General features: G+C 63.2%; 20 protein-coding genes. 13 read left to right on the top strand and 7 right to left on the bottom strand.

Annotated features, from left to right (window positions below; genetic code table 11):
- The first annotated feature begins 160 nt into the window (after positions 1-160).
- Genes U873_RS0118360 through U873_RS0118335 form a run of 6 tightly spaced genes read left to right on the top strand, consistent with a single transcriptional unit; the run spans position 161 to position 7,410 of the window.
- The gene (locus tag U873_RS0118360) at positions 161-856 is read left to right on the top strand and encodes an HAD-IB family phosphatase (protein WP_025129626.1); all 696 of its coding nucleotides are present in this window, start codon (positions 161-163) and stop codon (positions 854-856) included.
- The gene (locus U873_RS0118355) at positions 849-2,243 is read left to right on the top strand and encodes an aspartate aminotransferase family protein (RefSeq protein WP_025129625.1); all 1,395 of its coding nucleotides are present in this window, start codon (positions 849-851) and stop codon (positions 2,241-2,243) included. The genes U873_RS0118360 and U873_RS0118355 overlap by 8 nt, the downstream gene beginning before the upstream one ends.
- Positions 2,240-3,106, top strand: a complete 867-nt coding sequence (locus tag U873_RS0118350) for a carboxylesterase (RefSeq protein ID WP_025129624.1) — start codon at positions 2,240-2,242, stop codon at positions 3,104-3,106. The genes U873_RS0118355 and U873_RS0118350 overlap by 4 nt, the downstream gene beginning before the upstream one ends.
- A 14-nt stretch (positions 3,107-3,120) precedes the next feature.
- A complete protein-coding gene (locus tag U873_RS0118345; RefSeq protein ID WP_025129623.1) occupies positions 3,121-4,248 on the top strand; it encodes a GNAT family N-acetyltransferase in 1,128 nt (375 codons plus the stop codon).
- A complete protein-coding gene (locus U873_RS0118340) occupies positions 4,245-6,023 on the top strand; it encodes a HAMP domain-containing sensor histidine kinase (RefSeq protein ID WP_025129622.1) in 1,779 nt (592 codons plus the stop codon). The genes U873_RS0118345 and U873_RS0118340 overlap by 4 nt, the downstream gene beginning before the upstream one ends.
- Complete coding sequence (locus tag U873_RS0118335) at positions 6,013-7,410, top strand: sigma-54 dependent transcriptional regulator (protein WP_025129621.1); 1,398 nt, start codon at positions 6,013-6,015, stop codon at positions 7,408-7,410. The genes U873_RS0118340 and U873_RS0118335 overlap by 11 nt, the downstream gene beginning before the upstream one ends.
- Before the next feature lie 66 nt (positions 7,411-7,476).
- Here U873_RS0118335 and U873_RS0118330 read toward each other — a convergent pair whose 3' ends face one another.
- Positions 7,477-8,511 carry an alpha/beta fold hydrolase gene (locus tag U873_RS0118330; protein WP_025129620.1) on the bottom strand — a complete coding sequence of 345 codons (1,035 nt, stop codon included), beginning with the start codon at positions 8,509-8,511 and terminating at the stop codon, positions 7,477-7,479.
- Positions 8,512-8,746: 235 nt separating this feature from the next.
- On the opposite strand from U873_RS0118330, the gene metR reads away from it, so the two are divergent.
- Positions 8,747-9,664: a transcriptional regulator MetR gene (gene metR, locus U873_RS0118325; RefSeq protein WP_025129619.1), complete on the top strand. Its 918-nt coding sequence runs from the start codon at positions 8,747-8,749 to the stop codon at positions 9,662-9,664.
- A 138-nt stretch (positions 9,665-9,802) separates the two neighbouring features.
- Here the strand turns inward: metR and U873_RS0118320 are convergent, their stop codons facing one another.
- The 6 genes from U873_RS0118320 to U873_RS0118295 all read right to left on the bottom strand — a co-directional run bounded on the left by U873_RS0118320 (position 9,803) and on the right by U873_RS0118295 (position 13,706).
- Positions 9,803-10,312: a GNAT family N-acetyltransferase gene (locus tag U873_RS0118320; protein WP_025129618.1), complete on the bottom strand. Its 510-nt coding sequence runs from the start codon at positions 10,310-10,312 to the stop codon at positions 9,803-9,805.
- A 2-nt stretch (positions 10,313-10,314) separates the two neighbouring features.
- Positions 10,315-10,680, bottom strand: a complete 366-nt coding sequence (locus tag U873_RS0118315) for a nuclear transport factor 2 family protein (protein WP_025129617.1) — start codon at positions 10,678-10,680, stop codon at positions 10,315-10,317.
- Between the two features lie 15 nt (positions 10,681-10,695).
- A complete protein-coding gene (locus U873_RS0118310; RefSeq protein ID WP_025129616.1) occupies positions 10,696-11,334 on the bottom strand; it encodes a LysE family translocator in 639 nt (212 codons plus the stop codon).
- A gap of 24 nt (positions 11,335-11,358) precedes the next feature.
- Entirely contained in the window at positions 11,359-11,793 is a 435-nt protein-coding gene (locus tag U873_RS0118305; protein ID WP_025129615.1) for an NUDIX domain-containing protein, read from the bottom strand.
- A 100-nt stretch (positions 11,794-11,893) separates the two neighbouring features.
- Positions 11,894-13,240 carry an HD domain-containing phosphohydrolase gene (locus U873_RS0118300; RefSeq protein ID WP_025129614.1) on the bottom strand — a complete coding sequence of 449 codons (1,347 nt, stop codon included), beginning with the start codon at positions 13,238-13,240 and terminating at the stop codon, positions 11,894-11,896.
- Positions 13,241-13,436: 196 nt separating this feature from the next.
- Positions 13,437-13,706 carry a type B 50S ribosomal protein L31 gene (locus U873_RS0118295; protein ID WP_025129613.1) on the bottom strand — a complete coding sequence of 90 codons (270 nt, stop codon included), beginning with the start codon at positions 13,704-13,706 and terminating at the stop codon, positions 13,437-13,439.
- A 311-nt stretch (positions 13,707-14,017) separates the two neighbouring features.
- Here U873_RS0118295 and U873_RS0118285 point away from each other — a divergent pair, with 311 nt between their 5' ends.
- The 6 genes from U873_RS0118285 to U873_RS0118260 all read left to right on the top strand — a co-directional run bounded on the left by U873_RS0118285 (position 14,018) and on the right by U873_RS0118260 (position 18,881).
- A complete protein-coding gene (locus tag U873_RS0118285) occupies positions 14,018-15,637 on the top strand; it encodes an FMN-binding glutamate synthase family protein (RefSeq protein ID WP_025129612.1) in 1,620 nt (539 codons plus the stop codon).
- A gap of 63 nt (positions 15,638-15,700) precedes the next feature.
- The gene (locus U873_RS0118280) at positions 15,701-15,985 is read left to right on the top strand and encodes a putative quinol monooxygenase (RefSeq protein WP_025129611.1); all 285 of its coding nucleotides are present in this window, start codon (positions 15,701-15,703) and stop codon (positions 15,983-15,985) included.
- A gap of 71 nt (positions 15,986-16,056) precedes the next feature.
- Entirely contained in the window at positions 16,057-16,368 is a 312-nt protein-coding gene (locus U873_RS0118275) for a cupin domain-containing protein (protein WP_025129610.1), read from the top strand.
- 66 nt (positions 16,369-16,434) lie between these two features.
- Positions 16,435-17,274, top strand: coding sequence for an alpha/beta fold hydrolase (locus tag U873_RS0118270; RefSeq protein WP_025129609.1), 840 nt, complete (start codon positions 16,435-16,437; stop codon positions 17,272-17,274).
- A gap of 408 nt (positions 17,275-17,682) precedes the next feature.
- Positions 17,683-18,273, top strand: a complete 591-nt coding sequence (locus tag U873_RS0118265) for a papain-like cysteine protease family protein (protein ID WP_025129608.1) — start codon at positions 17,683-17,685, stop codon at positions 18,271-18,273.
- Positions 18,274-18,281: 8 nt separating this feature from the next.
- Complete coding sequence (locus tag U873_RS0118260) at positions 18,282-18,881, top strand: hypothetical protein (RefSeq protein WP_025129607.1); 600 nt, start codon at positions 18,282-18,284, stop codon at positions 18,879-18,881.
- The last annotated feature ends 26 nt before the right edge of the window (positions 18,882-18,907 follow it).

The raw sequence follows: 18,907 nt of genomic DNA, 5'->3' as shown, positions 1-18,907 counted from the left end.
TTGTTTGTAGGGACCTACAAAAATTGTAGCAAGAACGCTACAAATCGCCCCGCTCCCTCGCCAAAGCCCCAGCCCTGCTGGGTTAGCGCTACTTGGCACAGTCCCTGCTGTACCCCTGCCGCAAGCGCAAAGAGCGCTCTTATTCAACAGGTACCAGCAGATGATGCACTGGCATATCGTATGTGACTTCGACGGGACCATCTCCCGCGCCGACGTGATCGATAACGTTCTCCAACGCTTTGCCGACCCGAGCTGGGAAGGCATCGAGCAGGAGTGGCTGGACGGTCACATCGGCTCCCGAGAATGCCTCAGCCGCCAACTGGCCCTGGTCAAGGCTTCACCTGCCGAACTGCTCGGCTACTTCGACAGCGTCGAAATCGACCCCGACTTCCCCGACTTCGTCGATCACGTGATCGGGCTCGGGGCTTCCATCGAGGTGGTCAGCGACGGCATCGAACAAGGCATCGCCCGCATCCTGGCACGCAACTACGTGACCCTGCTGCCGATCCTCGCCAACCGCCTGCGCCAGGTCGACCACAACAGCTGGCGCATCGATTTCCCCTACGCCAGCGACGCCTGCCGCGCCGCCTCCGGCAACTGCAAATGCAAATCCACCCCGCGCGGCAAGCGCGTGCTGGTGATTGGCGACGGCCAGTCGGACATGTGCGTGGCCTCCACCGCCGACTTCGTCTTCGCCAAGGATCGGCTGGCCGACTACTGCCAGCGCAACAACATTCCCCATGCGCGGTTCGACTCCTTCGCCGAACTGCCGGCGCTGCTGGCCAAACTGCCGAACAGCGCCGCCAACGCCACCAACTTCTCTCTTGAAACCCAGGAACTCTTCCACCATGTCTGATATCCGCATCGCTACCGCAGAAGACCAGATCCTTCTGGATAAAGAAGCCAAGTACTGCTCCTACGGCGATACCGTTCACTACATCGAACCCCCGCGCATTTTCAGCCGCTGCGAAGGCTCCTACGTCTGGGACACCAGCAACCAGGCCTACCTCGACCTGCAGATGTGGTACTCGGCGGTGAACTTCGGCTACGCCAACCCGCGCCTGAACAACGCCCTGAAACAACAGATCGACACCCTGCCGCAGATCGCCAGCCAGTACCTGCACAAAGGCAAGATCGAGCTCTCGGAAATGATCGCGGTCGATGCCAAGAAGAAATTCGGCCTCGACGGTCGCGTGCACTTCAACGTCGGCGGTTCGCAGTCGGTGGAAGACTCGCTGAAAGTGGTGCGCAACGCCACCAACGGCAAGAGCCTGATGTTCGCCTTCGAGGGCGGCTACCACGGCCGTACCCTGGGTGCTTCGTCGATCACCTCCAGCTACCGCTACCGCCGCCGCTACGGCCATTTCGGCGAGCGTGCGCAATTCATCCCGTTCCCTTACCACTTCCGCGGCCCTAAAGGCATGACCAAGGAAGAGTACGGCAGCCACTGCGTGCAGCAGTTCGCCCGCCTGTTCGAGACCGAATACAACGGCGTCTGGGACCCGAAAGTCGGCCAGAGCGAATACGCCGCCTTCTACGTCGAGCCGATCCAGGGCACCGGCGGCTACGTGATCCCGCCGATGAACTTCTACAGCGAGCTCAAGCACGTGCTGGACCAGCACGGCATCCTGATGGTGGTGGACGAAATCCAGATGGGCTTCTACCGCACCGGCAAGCTGTGGTCGATCGAGCACTTCGACGTCAAGCCGGACGTGATCGTGTTCGGCAAGGCGCTGACCAACGGCCTCAACCCGCTGGGCGGCATCTGGGCCCGTGAAGAGCTGATCAACCCGGGCGTGTTCCCGCCAGGTTCGACCCACTCCACCTTCGCCTCCAACCCGCTGGGCACCGCCGTGGGCCTGGAAATGTTCAAGATGACCAGCGAGATCGACTACGGCGCGATGGTCATGGAAAAGGGCAAGTACTTCCTCGAAGGCCTCAAGGACCTGCAGAAGCGCTACCCGATCATCGGCGACGTCGACGGCCTGGGCCTGGCCCTGCGCTGCGAAATCTGCACCACCGACGGCTTCACCCCGGACAAGGCGACCCTGGACTACATGGTCGAGGAAGGCATGAAGGGCGACATCGAAATCAACGGCCAGCGTCTGGGTCTGATCCTCGATGTGGGCGGCTACTACAAGAACGTCATCACCCTGGCCCCGTCGCTGGAAATCAGCTACGCGGAAATCGATCTGGGCATCGCGCTGCTGGACCGCCTGCTGGATCGGGCCATGAAGCGATGAACAAGGCTGAGATCGATCTGGGCGAAGGCAGCGCCGGCTTCGTTCTCGGCTCGGGTCCGGTCGGGGTCTTGTTGATCCACGGCCTGACCGGCACCCCGACGGAACTCCGTCGGGTGGCCCAGGGCCTGGCCAAGGACGGTACGTGCACGGTGTACGTACCGACCCTGCCCGGGCACTGCGGGGACAACAGCGACCTGCAGGCCACCGGCTGGCAGGACTGGTACCAGGGCGTGCGCAAGACCTTTGTCGGCGTACGGCAGCGTCACGAGCAGGTGTTCGTCGGCGGCCTGTCCATGGGCGCAGTGATGTCCATGTACCTGGCGTCCGAGCACCCGGGACAGATCAGCGGCTTGCTGATGTACTCCACGACCTTGAAGTACGACGGCTGGAGCATCAACAAGCTGGCCTTCCTCACCCCGTTGCTGATGAAGATTCCATTCGGCGTGCACATCTGCCGCTTCGAGGAGAAACCGCCCTACGGCATCAAGAACGAGCGCCTGCGGGCCATCGTCGAGAAGCAGATGAAGGCCGGCGAAAGCAGCAATGCCGGGCTCCTGACCATGGAGGGCGTGACGGTGCGCGAATTGCACCGGATGAACGCCGTGGTCAAGAAGCGCATGCCGTCGATCACGACCCCAGCCCTGGTGCTGCACGCCAGCGAGGACGACATCACCAGTACCTGGAATGCCGACTACGTCGAGCGCAAGCTCGGCGGGCCGGTGGTCAAGATTCTCCTGGACAACTGCTATCACATGATCACCGTGGACCTGCAGTACCAGCGCGTGATCGAGTTGAGCGCGGATTTCATCCAGCAGCAAGTGGTCAGGCCCGCCTTGCGCGAAGACTACCGACAGCTGGCCTAGCTTAAGGACGAGACGTGATTACCGCCCAAGCCTTTTCAACCATCCAGGCCATCGACCGCGGTGCCTGGAATGACTGTTTTCCAGATGCCCTGGAGGATTGGGACTACTACCTGGCCGTGGAAAAAGCCGCCATCGCCGACTTCCAGTGGCGCTACCTGGCGGTCTTCGAAGGCTCGACCCTGGTGGCCGTGGCTCCGGCCTTCACCACCCAGTACCGGCTCGACACCACGGTCTCGGGCCTGGCCAAGCGCTTTACCGAACGCCTGGAGCGGCACTGGCCCGGCGTTCTGCAACTGCGCCTGTACGCCATCGGATCCCCGGTGGCCGAACAGTGCAACGCCGGCACCGCCAGCCATGTACCCGAAGAACGTCGCCAGGCCTTGCTGGATCAGTTGCTGCAACTGGCCCGGCGCGACGCCGACGACTTCGGCATTGGCCTGATGGCGGTCAAGGATGCCCCCAGCAATGACTTGCAGTGGGCGGCCAGTTGCCTGGCCGCCGGCCTGCAAGCCATGCCGAGCCTGCCCAGTGCCCTGTTGCCGGTGCCTTTTGCCTCGATCGACGCCTACCTCGGCACCCTGGGCAAATCCACCCGCAAGGACCTGCGGCGCAAGCTGCGCGCACCGGCCCCCCGCATTGAATGGCGCCACCAGATCGACGACGTCCTGCCGGACATCATGCGTCTGTACGAGGCCACGCTGAACCGCAGCGACCTGCAGTTCGAACGCCTGCCGGCGGACTATTTCACCGGCATCCTCGAACAGTTGGGCGAACGCGCCGCCTGCGTCCTGTACTGGGTCGGCGGGCAGTTGGTGGCGTTCAACCTGATCCTCATCGACCAGCATCGGCTGATCGACAAATTCTTCGCCCACGACCTCAATGTCAGTCGTGAGCACAACCTGTATTTTCGCAGTTGGCTGGCCAACGTCGACTACTGTATTCAGCAGCGAATCCCGCTGTATGAATGCGGCCAGGCGGGTTATGCCAGCAAACTGCGCCTGGGCTGTCGTTTCACCGGTAACATGTTGTTTTTCCGGCATCGCAATCGCTTGCTCAATGCCTTGCTCAAGGTAATAAAACGCTTTGTCCGCCCGGATCGCTCCGACCCCGCCATGGCTGCTGCAATAAGCGAAAGTACATGACCAGAAAAGATCGTCGTCCTCCCCGCCCTTTCGCCATCTCCCGCTGGAGCCTGCAACGCAAGCTGGTGCTGGCGTTCTGGCTGGTCAGCGTGATTCCCACCATGATCGCCGCCGAGCTGGCGGCCACGACCCTGTCGGAAATATTCGACAGCAACGTGCGCATCTGGCTGCAGGAGTCCACCAAGATCGTCGAGGACGAGATCACCGAGATCCTCCATGACAACGCCAGGATCGCTAAGCTGTTCCTGCGTTACACCCGCCCGCCCACGGATCGCAGCGCGGCCAAGCACGACAAGCTCACCGCGGACATCGCCGACTCCATGGGCATCGATGTGGTAGCGCTGATCCGCAAGAACGATCACAAGGTGATGTTCACCACCGTCGCCGATGATGTGGTGGGACAGATCAGCACCGCTTCCAATGCGGTGCTGCAGACCCTCCAGGTCGGCGGCGTGGCCACTGGCGCGGTGGTCTCGACCTTCCAGACCAGCCTCGATGGAGTCGACTACCAACTGCTGATCGCCACCTACCTGGACGCCAGCTTCCTCACCAGCGTGGCCGACGTGCATTCCCTGGACCTGCGCCTGTACCTGGCCAAGGCCGATGACTTCTCGGAGATCTTCGCCACCCAGCGCTTCGAGGACCACCCGCCCAAGGTGCCGCACAAGATTGAAGACATCCTGCGCGCCACCCGCCAGCCCACCGAGCAGTTCACCAGCCGCTACAGCGGCCTGTACCGGCCGATCTTCAATGACAGCGGCGACCTGGTAGGGGTGATTTTCAGTGGCCTGCTGCGCCATAGCAGCCTGGTGGGCCTGGTCAACCAGAGCAACCTGTTCATCCTGATTTTCCTCCTCAGTTCGGCAGCCTCGCTGTGCGTCGGCTGGCTGGTGTCGCAACGCCTGACCCGACCACTGCGGGGCCTGTCCAAGGGCGTGCAGGCGGTGATCGCCGGCGACTACCGGCAACGGGTGCCGGTAATCGGCGGCGATGAGCTGGCGGAGCTGAGCAGCACCTTCAACCACATGACCGAACGCCTGGGAGAACTGCAGCACCTGGAAGCGCAATTGCGCCGCCGCGACCGCCTGCATGCCCTGGGGGAAGTGGCCATGGGCCTGGCCCACGAGATCCGCAACCCGCTGGGCATCATCAAGACCGCGACCCAACTGCTGCACCGCCGGGCCAACCTGCCGGAAAACGACAAGCGCCACCTGGAATACGTGATCAGCGAGGTCAGCCGGATCAATGACCTGATCACCGAATTCCTCGACTTCGCCAAACCCAGCGCGCCGATTCGCTCCACGCAGGCGGCGCGGCCACTGGTGGAGGAACTGCTGGGTTTCTGCACTCCGGAGCTGGCTACCCACAACATCGACGCGCAGATCGACGACCAGGCGCCGGGAGCCACCATCCACGCCGATGCCCGCCAGCTCAAGCAGGCCTGCCTGAACCTGATCCTCAACGCCATCGACGCCATGCCCGACGGCGGCCGCCTGACCCTGGGCATAGCCCAGCAGGAAGATGAAACCATCATCAGCATCAGCGACACCGGCCAGGGCATCGAAGCCGACATGCTGGAGCGCATCTTCACCCCCTTCGTCACCACCAAGGCCTCGGGCACCGGCCTGGGATTGGCTAAAGTCTTCTCGATCATGGAAAGCCATGACGGCCATATAGAATGTGTCAGCGAAAAAGATGCTGGCGCCACCTTCAGCCTGTACATTCCGGCCAACGGTGAAGAGGACGACGAAGACGAGGACAGTGATGACGCATAACCTGCTGGTGGTCGATGATGAACCGAAACTCTGCGACCTGCTGTCCTCGGCCTTGAGCCAGAACGGCGTCCAGGTGTTCACCGCAAGCAATGGCCTGCACGCCCTCAAGGTGCTGGAGCAGGAGGACATCGACCTGGTGATCAGCGACTGGCGCATGCCCGGTATGGACGGCCCGCAGTTGCTGGGGGAAATCAAGCAGCGCTACCCGCAGTTGCCAGTGATCGTGATGACCGCCTACAGCACGGTGAAGAACGCCGTGCAGTCCATGCGCAATGGCGCCTATGACTACATCGCCAAGCCCTTCGACATCGACGAGCTGGACATCACCGTCAGCAAGGCCCTGCAGTTTCGCGACATCCTCAAAGACAACCAGCGCATGCGCGCCGAGCTCGACGAGCATCAGCAGTTCGACAGCCTGGTAGGCGACAGCCCGGCCTTCCGCCGGGTGCTGCAAGCGGTGGATTCGGTGCGCGAAAGCAACGCCACCATCCTCTTGACCGGAGAAAGCGGCACCGGCAAGGAAATGGTCGCCCGCGCCATCCACAAGCACGGCAATCGCGCCGACAAGCCGTTTGTCGCGGTCAATTGCGCAGCGATCCCCGAAGGCTTGCTGGAAAGCGAGATGTTCGGCCACCGCAAGGGCGCCTTCACCGGCGCCGTGGCAGACCGGGTCGGGCGTTTCCAGCAGGCCGACAAGGGCACCCTGTTTCTCGACGAAGTAGGCGACATGCCCCTGGCCCTGCAGGCGAAGATTCTCCGCGCCCTGCAAGAGCGAGTGATCGAGCCGGTAGGCGACCCACGTGAGCGCAAGGTCGATGTGCGAGTGATCGCCGCGACCAACAAGAACCTGTTGGAAGCGGTGGCCAACAAGGAGTTTCGCGAGGACCTGTATTACCGCCTCAACGTCTTTCCCATCCCCCTGCCAGCGCTGCGCGAGCGGGTCGAGGACATCCCCCCGCTGGCCCGACACTTCGCCCACAGCCTGGGCGCCACCGCCGGCAAGCGCATCACCGGGTTCAGCGCGCAAGCCTTGCAGGCCATGGCCAACTACACCTGGCCGGGCAATATCCGCGAACTGCAGAACTGCGTGGAACGGGCCACCATCGTTGCCTCGGGCCAGGTCATCGAAGAGAGCGACCTGCCAGGCTACCTGTTCCACAGCCAGCCCCAGGGCGCGCTAAACGGCGCCGCCATCAGCGTTGGTCCGCAAGTGCCCAGCGACCTGGACTCGGCCCTGGCCGAGGTGGAAAAAGCCTACATCCTCGCCGCGCTGCATCAGAGCAACGGCGTGCAGGCCGCAGCGGCGCAGATGATCGGGATTTCCGAGCGCAGCTTCTGGTATCGCTTGAAGAAGCTGGGCATTCAGGTGGACAAGATTGTCCGCTGACGCGGACAGCTGCAAGCTGCAAGCTGCAAGCTGCAAGCGAAAATCTAGCCGCTTGAGGCTTGCCGCTCAGAGCAAGCGCCCCACTTCCAGCGGTTCGATCTGCACCCAGTGGGAGGTGTCTTCGCGATGGGTTTGCAGGTACGGCAGCACCGCGGCCAGCAACGGTGCCTTGAAGGCTTCCTGGAAACGATGGGCCAGGCCCGGAATCAGCTTCAGCTGGCTGCCCTGGATCTGCGCCGCCAGGTGCACCCCGTGCATCACCGGCAGCAGCGGATCGGCGGTGCCATGCACCACCAGGGTCGGCACCCGCAGTTGCTTGAGCAAAGCCACCCGGCTGGGCTCGGCGAGAATCGCCATGATCTGCCGCTTGACCCCCTCCGGATTGAACGCCCGGTCATAGGACTGCGCAGCCTGCTGGAGCAGGACCTTGCGATCATCGGCCACCTTCGGACTGCCGAGGGCTGCCAGCAGGTCGGCCTGCTGTTCCAGAGCGGCTTCGCGGTTCGGCGCATTGCGCCGGGAAAGCAGTTGCACCAGCGCGGCATTCGGCGCCGGCAGGCCTTCGGCACCGGAGCTGGTCATGATCAGCACCAGGCTCTCCACTCGCTGTGGCGCCATGGCTGCCAGGTGCTGGGCGATCATCCCGCCCATGCTCGCCCCGAGCACGTGAAACTGTTCGATATGCAGCGCATCCATCAGGCCCAGTGCGTCATCGGCCATGTCCGTCAAGGTGTAGGGTGCAGCCACTGGCAGGCCGAGCTTGTAACGCAGCACTTCGAAAGTCAGGTTGGCGCTGGCCGGCGCCTGGCGCCAGGTGGACAGGCCGACATCGCGATTGTCGTAACGGATCACCCGGAACCCCTGCTGACACAGGGCCACCACCACCTCGTCCGGCCAGTGAATCAGTTGCCCGCCCAGGCCCATTACCAGCAGCAGCGCCGGGTCGGAAGTCCGACCGATGCTCTGGTAGGCCAGGCTCACCTGAGGCAGGTCGACTCGTTGGGTCGGGACATTGACATCGCAGCGCGCGGCCGCAAAAGACAGCTGGCCGAGCAAAAGCCCGGCCAGCAGGACGACAGTGGAAAAAAATCTTGCCCGCATGGAAAACACCGAAACGCAGAACCCCAGTAGAGCGCGAGTCTGATGAACTTCGATGATTCGCGCTGCCACAGTTGCGTGACAGTTTGATGAAGTTTGCCCAGCGGTCGTGATCCATTCGATCGCGCTCCCGGCCCTCAGCAGGAGATCAGTGGGGCTGGATGATCGACAGCCCGGCCAACATGAGACAAACTCAACACTTTTATGCTGATCACAAAATTCACTCATGGAGAGCCTGGTGCTAGAGATCCGTCACCTGAAGACCCTGCACGCCTTGCGCGAAGCCGACAGCCTGGTGGAAGCCGCCGAACGCCTGCACCTGACCCAGTCCGCCCTGTCTCACCAGTTCAAGGAACTCGAAGAGCGCCTGGGCATGCCCTTGTTCGTGCGCAAGACCAAGCCGGTGCGCTTCACCAGCGCCGGCCTGCGCCTGCTGCAACTGGCGGACGCGGCCCTGCCGCTGCTGCGGGGCGCCGAGCGCGACATCGCCCGGCTGGCCGGCGGCACCGCCGGGCGCCTGCACATGGCCATCGAGTGCCACAGCTGCTTTCAGTGGCTGATGCCCACCATCGACCAATTCCGTGACGCCTGGCCAGAAGTGGAGCTGGACCTGGCCTCGGGCTTCTCGTTTGCCCCCTTGCCGGCCCTGGCGCGGGGTGACCTGGACCTGGTGGTGACCTCCGATCCCCTGGAATTGGCAGGCATCACCTATGTACCGCTGTTCACCTACGAGGCGATGCTCGCGGTGGCCAACCAGCACGCCCTGGCCAACAAACCCTACATAGCCCCGGAAGACCTGCTCAGCGAAACCCTGATCACCTACCCGGTGGAACGAGACCGCCTGGACATCTTCACCCGTTTCCTCGAGCCCGCGGACATCGAGCCGGCCCAGGTGCGCACCTCGGAACTGACGGTGATGATGATGCAACTGGTAGCCAGTGGTCGTGGCGTCTGCGGCATGCCCCACTGGGCCCTGCACGAATACAGCTCGCGGGGTTATGTGAAGGCCAAGCGGCTGGGGGAAAAGGGGCTGTTCGCCACCCTGTATGCGGCAATTCGCGCCGACATGCTGGATGCGCCCTACATGCGCGACTTCCTGCTGACGGCCAAGGACACTTCATTCTCGACCCTGGACGGCGTCAGCGCGGTGCGTTGAAGCCGACACCCGGCCGCCCTATCGGCGGCCAGTGCAGGGCCTGGGCCGCCGGCGACCACCACCCCGGCAGCGGGTCGAGCCTGCGGTAAATCCACCCCATAGCCGTGGCGGCAACAGGCAGTTGATGGGCGATGCTGCTCAGGTTTCAACAGGCACTTCGCGCCACATGTGGATCTTGTCGAAGTAGTCCTCGCCCACCCTCACCGCCTGGGGTTCAAGACCGAACTGGACAAAGCCGCAGCGCTGGTACAGCGACAGTGCCGCGTCGTTGCCTGCGGTCACGGTCAGTTGCACCAGGCGCAGCCCTTCGCAGCGGCCGGCATGCACCAGCAATTCCTGCAGCAGTCGATAGCCCACCCCGCTGTTGCGCTGCCCGCCGGTGACGTAGAGCCCGAAGAGGGTTGCCTTGTGCCGGGCCTTTTCCCGCAGCTCGAAGGCCAGGCCGACGATGCCCAGCAGGCGCCCCTCGGAAAATGCCCCCAGCAGCAGGTCCAGTTCGCCATCCAGGCGCGAGGCCCACCAGGCCAGGGGTAGTTTTTCCCGCTCGGTGACACTGGAAGTGAACGCCTGGGGATGGCGGTCATAGGCTTCGAGCATCAAGGCCCGGTACTGCTCCACGTCGTCAGGGGTCAAGCGTTGGATCTGCATGTTCAGTCGAGGGTCTTCTGTCCGGTGATGAATGAGGCGGACTGGATCTTGCCCGCCTGCACTTCATAGATAGCCACGGTTTCCAGGGTCCCGCTGCCTTCCGCGAAGGTCCGGCTGATCAGCTCATGATCGACCACCACATTGCCCATCACGCTGCGCTGCAGCAGCCGGGCATGCAGGTTGGGCTCGCGAAAGCGTACCTGCGCTCGGGCGCCAAGTTCCTCATGGCCCTTGGCCAAGAGCGTTGCCGGGTGCTCGTATTGCCGGGCATCCGGCGCATAAGTCGCCAGCCAGGCCGGCAGGTCCTTGCGGTTATAGGCCTGCAATTGCTCCTCGACCACCGCTTCGGGACTGGGAAAACCAGACATGGGATGACTCCTCGATCAATTGACTCGGCGCTGTTCGAACATCAGCCGCACAGCCAGCGCCGCCAGCACGAACCCCATGAAATAGCGCTGCACCGACAGCCAGGTGGGGTTGCTGGCGAACCAGGAAGCGATACCCGCGGCAAACAGCGCGATCAGCAGGTTGACCGAGAAGCTCACGCTGATCTGGGTCAGGCCGAGGATGATGCTCTGGGTAAACACCGAGCCGTGCTCAGGCTGGATGAACTGTGGAAACACCGAGAGGTAGAACACCGCGATCTTGGGGTTCAGCGCACTGGTGAGAAAGCCCATGGTCACCAGCTTGCGCGGCGAGTCCGCAGGCAGCTGCTGGGCCTCGAAAGGCGAGCGGGCACCCGGCTTGAGCGCTTGCCAGGCCAGCCACAACAGGTACAGGGCACCGGCCCACTTGAGCACTTCATAGGCCATGGGCACCGCCATGAACACCGCGGTCAGGCCCAGCGCAGCGGCGAACAGGTGAACGAAGAACCCCGCCACCACCCCCAGCAACGACGTCACTCCAGCCTTGCGCCCCTGGCAGATCGAACGGGAAATCAGGTAGATCATGTTCGGGCCCGGGGTCAGCACCATCAGCAAGGAAGCGGCGGCGAAGATCAGGTAGTCGTGGAGTGGGATCATGGCAGTCCTTGGCGGTGCGGGCAGTCAGGCTGGGGTGGTTGGCAAAGTGCGATAGAACGGCAAGATCAGATCCCGTGTCAACGGCGCCAGGAACAAATCACCGTCGCCGGCCGGATCGATCCAGCGCACTTCTTCGATCTCTGCCGCGGGGGTCACGGGCGTGTCGATGCGAACCAGAAATACCTCGGCTTGCACCACATGCCCCGGCTCATTGGCCGCCGGGGCGGAGAACTGCTGCAGGTAACGCGCCTGGGCCGGATCGATGCGCAGGCCCAGTTCTTCCTCCAGCTCGCGGGCCAGGGCCTGCACCGGCTGCTCGCCGGCTTCGATCTTGCCGCCCGCTTGCATGAAGGCCTGGGTGCCGCGCTTGCGCACCAGCAGGGTGTGTCCGTCGGCACCGATCAACAGCGCGGCAGCAATACGAATGATGGAAGGAACAGCAGAGCAGGACAGTGACATGGGCATCGGGCAACCTTGAAAACGAAGGCGCAAGGATCACATGTCCGGCAGTGGCACGTCATCCGTCAAAGCTCTGCTTGCTCCTGGCAGATGCCTGGGATCATGGGTTCGCTTGGCCTTTATCGGGCAGTTTGACGAACACGCTGTAGCGAGCGCCTTCCATGGTTTCGAAGGCTATCAGCTTGTCCACCAGGGGCAGGTTGAGCACCTTGCCGGCATTGAGCAGCAGCATGCCGTTGTCGGCATTCAGGTTGCGCGCCAGGATCATCCCCGCCATCAGCTCCCGGGTACCCAGGACCTTGACCGACGGATCCCCCAGGGTCACGTCGCTGAGGTACACCGAACAGACCTGGATGAAGCCTTCCACCAGTTGCGGATCGTACAGACGGCCAGCGTACTTGCGAATGAACACCAGGGCCTCGTCGCTGTTCATGTGTCGCTCAAGGACCAGCCCGCATTGCAGCTCGATGAAATCCACCGCCAGCTTGAGCAGACGCGACCCCAGGGGAATCGCCTCGCCCTTGAGGTGATCGGGAAAGCCGCTACCGTCCCAGTGTTCCTGATGATGACGGATCAGCCGCGCGGCATCCTGCACCGGCTCCAGGGTCATCAACAGCGATTCGCTCTGTGCCGGATAGGCCCGGTAGCGTTCACGCTGGTGATGATGCAGCAAGTCGGCCGGGGTGATCATCATGCTGTCGCTCCAACTCAGCTTGCCGATGTTATGCAGTGCCGCGGCCATGGCCAGGTCGCGCTGGATCGGCGCCTCCAGCCCCTGGATCTTGCCGTAGGCGCGCACCAGCTCGATGATCCGCCGGTTGGTCTGCTTCTCCGGCGGCAAGCGCTGGTTCACCAGCAGCGAGAACAGCTCGGCTCCCGTGGCATAGCTGTGCTTGAGCTCCTCATAGGCCAGGTCAAGCATGTCGGCTGTCTGTTGCAGCTCGGCGGTACGGGCCGCCACGCGTTTTTCCAGCAGGGCGTTGAGCGTCTTGAGTTCGTTGTTCTGCTGTTGCGCCAGGCTGTCCAGGCGTCGGCGCTCACGTTCGGAATGCTGATGCTCCAGAGCCTGGCGCAAGGTCAGCAGCAGTTCCTGATCATCCCAGGGCTTGCTCAGGTAACGGTAGATTCCCCCTTCGTTGATGGCCCGGGCAATCAGCTTCGGGTCCGGATCGCCCGTCAGCAGAATGCGCGTGGTGGCAGGGTAATGCTGATGAATGCGCGCCAGCAGGCTCGGGCCGTCCATGTGCGGCAAGTGGGCGGCGCTGATCACCAGGTCCACCTCTTCGGTGGCCATGATGCGCAAGGCCTCGCTGCCGTCATGGGCGCAGTGCAGTTGATAGGGATGGGGCGCGAGTAACTGGCGCAGGCGCTGCAGGATCGCGTCCTGGCCATCCACCAGCAAGACTCCGGGTTGGCGTGTGACAGTGGCAACGTTCAGCTCACCCATGAGACACCTCGGGTCAACGTCGATGAACGCGTCCTTCATTTTGTAGATGGGCAACGGCATTCCCTGTTGCCTGATTCAAGACTAGAAGAATTTCCAATCGAGATGATGGCTTTTTAATGCCATCGGTCCGCTGAAAGGGTTCCAGCGGGCCCGCAAGGCGAACGCAGCCTTGTGCCAACGTTCGCCGGCAATGGCATCACTGAGCAGCTTTGGCGCTGGAGCCGAAGGATGCAAAACGCTTGTTGAAACCGGCAATGCGGCCTTCGGACTGGGTCTTGCGCTGCTGCCCGGTGTACACCGGATGGGAGGCACTGGACACGTCCAGGGCGACGTAGGGGTAGGTCTTGCCGTCGCTGTACTGCTGGGTGCGGTCGGTGTCGACGGTGGAACCGATCAGGAAGTACACATCAGCGGCGGTATCGTGGAACAGCACGGTGCGGTAGTCGGGATGGATATTGGGCTTCATGGGAACCTCCAGCGGATTGGGATGGCAACAATTGTTATACAGTAACAATAAATCTCGATTTAAACGAGAACTTATCGCAATAAGGTTATTCCCCCAAGGTCCCGGCCAGTTGCCACTCCTCGGTTTCAGGCTTGCCCACACGGCGCTGGCGGGCCAGTATGCTCAGCTGCAACGCTCTCACACTGCCGTGAATTCCTATAAGAAATGCCTGTGCAGCCTGCCGTTCCAGCCGTTCGGTGCCGCTGTGTATTACCCGTTTTCCAGGCATCCGCTGCCTGAATGACCTGATGAATCCGAACCAAGGAAACCGTATGAGCCTGTCACTCCTGAGCCGCTACGCCTTCTTTGCCGCCTGCGTGATATTCACCCTCGCCAGCCTGCCCTTTCTCGACAATGACTGGCTCTGGCCATTCACCCTGGTCACCCTGCTGTTGAGCTTGCTGGGGATCTTCGACCTGCTGCAGAGTCCCCATGCGGTACGCCGCAACTACCCGATCCTGGGTAATATCCGCTACCTGGTGGAAGGCATCCGCCCGGAAATCCGCCAGTATCTGCTGGAGTCCGACAGCGACGCGCTGCCGTTTTCCCGGGCCCAGCGTTCCCTGGTGTATTCCCGAGCCAAGAATGAAAGCGCCGACAAACCCTTCGGCACCCTGATCGACGTCTATCAGTCGGGCTTCGAATTCATCGGCCACTCCATGCGCCCCGCGCCCCTGAGCGATCCCAACAGCTTCCGGGTGATCGTCGGCGGCCCTCAGTGCACCCAGCCCTACTCCGCCTCGGTGTTCAATATCTCGGCCATGAGCTTCGGCTCCCTGAGCGCCAACGCCATTCGTGCCCTGAACCAGGGGGCCAAGCTCGGCAACTTCGCCCACGACACCGGTGAAGGCAGCATCAGCCCCTATCACCGCGAGCATGGCGGCGACCTGACCTGGGAGCTGGGCAGCGGTTACTTCGGCTGCCGCACCAGCGACGGCCACTTCGATCCCGAGCGCTTCGCCACCCAGGCGCAGAACCCGCAAGTGCGGATGATCGAGATCAAGATGAGCCAGGGCGCCAAGCCGGGCCACGGCGGCATCCTGCCCAAGCACAAGGTGACCCAGGAAATCGCCGACACCCGGGGTATCCGCATGGGCGAGGACTGCATCTCGCCCTCCAGCCACAGTGCGTTCTCCACCCCCCTGGAAATGATGCATTTCATCCAGCAGCTGCGTGAGCTGTCCGGCGGCAAGCCCGTGGGCTTCAAGTTCTGCCTGGGCCACCCGTGGGAGTTCATGGGGATTGCCAAGGCCATGCTGGAAACCGGCATTCTCCCGGACTTCATCGTGGTCGACGGCAAGGAAGGCGGCACCGGCGCGGCGCCAGTGGAGTTCACCGACCACATCGGCGCGCCGATGCGCGAAGGCCTGCTGTTCGTGCACAACACCCTGGTGGGCCTGAACCTGCGGGACAAGATCAAGCTCGGCGCCAGCGGCAAGATCGTCAGCGCCTTCGACATCGCCAGCGTGCTGGCCATTGGTGCCGACTGGGCCAACTCGGCCCGGGGCTTCATGTTCGCCATCGGCTGCATCCAGTCGCAAAGCTGCCACACCAACAAGTGCCCGACGGGCGTGGCCACCCAGGACAACCTGCGCCAACGCGCCCTGGTGGTGCCGGACAAGGCCCAGCGGGTATTCAGCTTCCACCGCAACACCCTCAAGGCCCTGGCGGAAATGCTCGCGGCCGCCGGCCTGCAGCACCCCTCGCAACTGGAGGCCAAGCACCTGGTGCGACGCATGTCGGCCACGGAGATCAAGCTGTTCTCCCAGTTGCATGTGTTCCTCAAGCCCGGCGAACTGCTGACCGGCGAGGTCAACGGCGAGTTCTACTCGCGCATGTGGCAACTGGCCCGGGCCGACAGCTTCGAACCCAACACCGAAGCCGCCGCTTAAGCCCCATTGCCCAGTGCTCCCCGGTTGCCGGGGAGCGCCGGGCGTCACCCAAGGAAGATTCGAATGCTCAAGGTCATCGCTGAAGATTTCATCCAGCCCGAACACCTGGACACCGTACGCCCGTGGTACGCCGAACTGGTGGAGAAAACCCGCCAGGAACCGCTGTGCATCGCCTACGATCTGTTCGTCGATCAGAAAGACCCGGGGCATTTCATCTTTGTCGAACAGTGGCCGGACCGCGCCGCCCTCGACGCCCACTGCCAGACCGAGCACTTCACCCGTCTGGTGCCGCAGATCAACGCCTTCCAGAGCCGCGAATGCCGCGTGCTGCTGATGGACGAATTCTAGCCCCCCCACAACCAAGCTGACCGGACCACCGAAAGCAGAACGAAACCCCGCTGACGCCTGGGAGATTCGCCATGCCATTACTGCCCTTCGAGTTGCTGTCCCCTCCATTGCCCGAGCCCTGGCAATCCTCGCTGGTGGGCCGGATAGGTCCGGCCCGCATCAAGGTCCTGCGCATGAGCCCGCAGTCCTATCCGGAAGAAACCCATGACTACGACGAAGGCCTGCTGGTGAGCCAGGGTTGCCTGCGCCTGGGTATTGGCCAGGCCACCGTGGAAGTGCAGGCCGGACAGATGTACCTGGTGCCGGCCGGCGAGGCCCACTGCGTGCTGCCTGGCAGCCACGGCACCCTGGTGATCTTCGATGTCGAGCCCCCCAGCGCTTGACCCATAGACGCAAACACCCCAACCACCCGCCCCGGCTCGATCGGGGACCTTTGCACGGAGAGGCTCATGGCTCGTCTACTTGCAGCGCTCGCTCTATTGATCTCCTTCACCAGCACCGTTGCCAGCGAACGCTGGCAAACCCTGCCCCCCACTCCGGCCCCGGTGCCCGGGGCGCAATCGGCCCACGCCGAGGTCAACGGCATCCGCCTCTACTACAGCAGGATCGGCCACGGCTCGCCGGTGGTGCTGCTGCATGGCGGCCTGGGCAACGCCGACTACTGGGGGCATCAGGTCCAGGCCCTGGCCACCCGGCACACGGTGATCAGCATCGACAGCCGCGGTCACGGGCGCAGCAGTCGGGATGCCCGCCCCTACGGCTACGACCTGATGGCCGACGACGTGATCGCCCTGCTCGACCAATTGAAGATCCCCCGCGCCGATTTCGTCGGCTGGAGTGACGGCGCGATTCTCGGCCTGGACCTGGCGATGCGCTATCCGCAACGGGTGGGCAAGGTCTTCGCCTATGCCGCCAACACCCGGACTTCCGGGGTCAAGGAGGGGGTGGAGCAGAACCCGACCTTCGCCGCCTACATCGAGCGCGCCGGCCAGGAATACCGCCGCCTGTCAGCGACGCCCGGGCAGTACGACGCTTTCGTCGAGCAGATCGGCCAGATGTGGGCCAACCAGCCCAACTGGAGCGATGCCGACCTGGCCCGGATCAAGGCCCAAGTGCTGATCGTCGACGGTGATCACGACGAAGCCATCAAGCGCGAGCACACCGAATACATGGCCGCAGCCATTCCTGGCGCCGGGTTGCTGATCTTGCCCAATGTCAGCCACTTCGCCTTCCTCCAGGACCCGGGGTTCTTCAACGCGGCTCTTGAGCACTTCCTCGACGACCAATAGGCCCAGGCCGCCTGAGGCGGTTCAGCCAGGCGATAGGGCGAGCGCAGAGTCACCTGTGGCGAGGGCAGGTGCTCGCCCATGGCCGGCCTGATGCCTCAGCCCACAGCTGCCGCAAAAATGGGGCGGCAACCCAGTCCTGGGCGAACCAGTAAAGCCTTCGACCTCAGGTAATCGCCATGCCCTGGAAGGCCCCTTTTCCGGGGACATTTCTGCTCGCAATAATGCATTTATGCATATTTTAATTGCATTGACGCATGAAGTATCTAAGGTTGGTTTCAGGCCCACCCGGCGCTCGCCATCGAGGCTGGCACAGCACCGCGCCTGGCATCAGGGCCGAATGAACCAGTTGATCGAAACACGCAACAACGACTCAAGCCACAGGCTTGTTTTCATTCATGGAGGATGAACATGTTAAGCACACCCTTGACCCACACCGACATGCCGCAGGCTCTGCCCCAGTGCCTTGCCGGCGCGCTGCTCGACCTCGAACTGGCCGAGGCCGGTTTGAGCGCCGAGCCGGCTCCCCTGGCCGGCACCCGGCTCAACTTCAGCGTGCAGCAGCAGACCATGAGCAACTGGTGCTGGGCCGCCCTGTCCGCCTCGGTGGGCAATTACTACGGCACCGGTTCCTGGACCCAGTGCGGCGTGGCCAACGCCGAGCTGGGCCGCAACACCTGCTGCGGCCAGCCCGGCCCCTGCAACGTCTATGGCTACCTGGACTCGGCGCTGCGGACCACCCGCAGCTATGGCGGCATGCGCGAGGACCGGATGCAGATGCCGGCCATCGAGAACCAGCTCGGCATGGGGCGCCCTGTTGGCCTGCGCTGTGCCTGGTACGGCGGCGGCGCACACTTTTTGACGATCTACGGCAGCGACGGCGGCTACATCCTGGTGGCGGACTCGATCTACGGTTACTCGACCCGTGCCCTGAACAACTTCCCCGGTTCCTACAACGGCGGCGGCAACTGGACCCACACCTACTTCACCCGGAAAAACTAGGAGGCGTCATGCAACTGACTTACCCCAAGGCGCCTGCCACTGGCGTCCAGCAACTGCAACCCGCGCTGCAGGCAGCCCTGCAAACCCAGGGCTTCGGCGTCAACCATGGTTTTACCCGTGCCCGCAGCGGCCACTTGAGCCTGTCCCAGGGGTTCCGGGGCTACGCCCTGAGCCTGGAAGACCTGAGCAGTGGCCATGGCCTGGCCCAGGCCCAGGTGGGCGACTGGCATTACCTGGTGTTCGCCGGCGGCCTGTCGATCGCCGATGCACAGTTGACCGAGGCCGCCGGCACGCTGGATTTCTCGGCGCTGAACCACGGCGCCCTGGCCACGTCGGCGGTCAGGGCCCTGAACCTCGCGGAAAACACCGCCTCGTTGCAGGGCAAATCCTATGAGCTGCGCTTGCTGTTCGTCCCGGCACTGCAGGTCACGGCAATCTGGCTGCACGCAGACGCTGAAGATGTGCTGCTGCCCATCGAACCCACCCCGCCGCAGCTGGCGTCCCGGCCATTGCATGACGAGGCAAGCTTGCTGGCCTTGCTGGCCCCCCTGGCCCGCCAGGCCAAGGCGGTCTTCGACACCGACACCAGCGGCACCCTGGGCGGCTGACCGGGGAGCAAAAAAAATCCGGCGGC

This window comes from Pseudomonas sp. PH1b (assembly GCF_000633395.1).
GTDB lineage: Bacteria > Pseudomonadota > Gammaproteobacteria > Pseudomonadales > Pseudomonadaceae > Aquipseudomonas.
The sequence above is the reverse complement of the archived record's forward strand: the minus strand, read 5'-3'. Positions and strand labels throughout refer to the sequence as shown.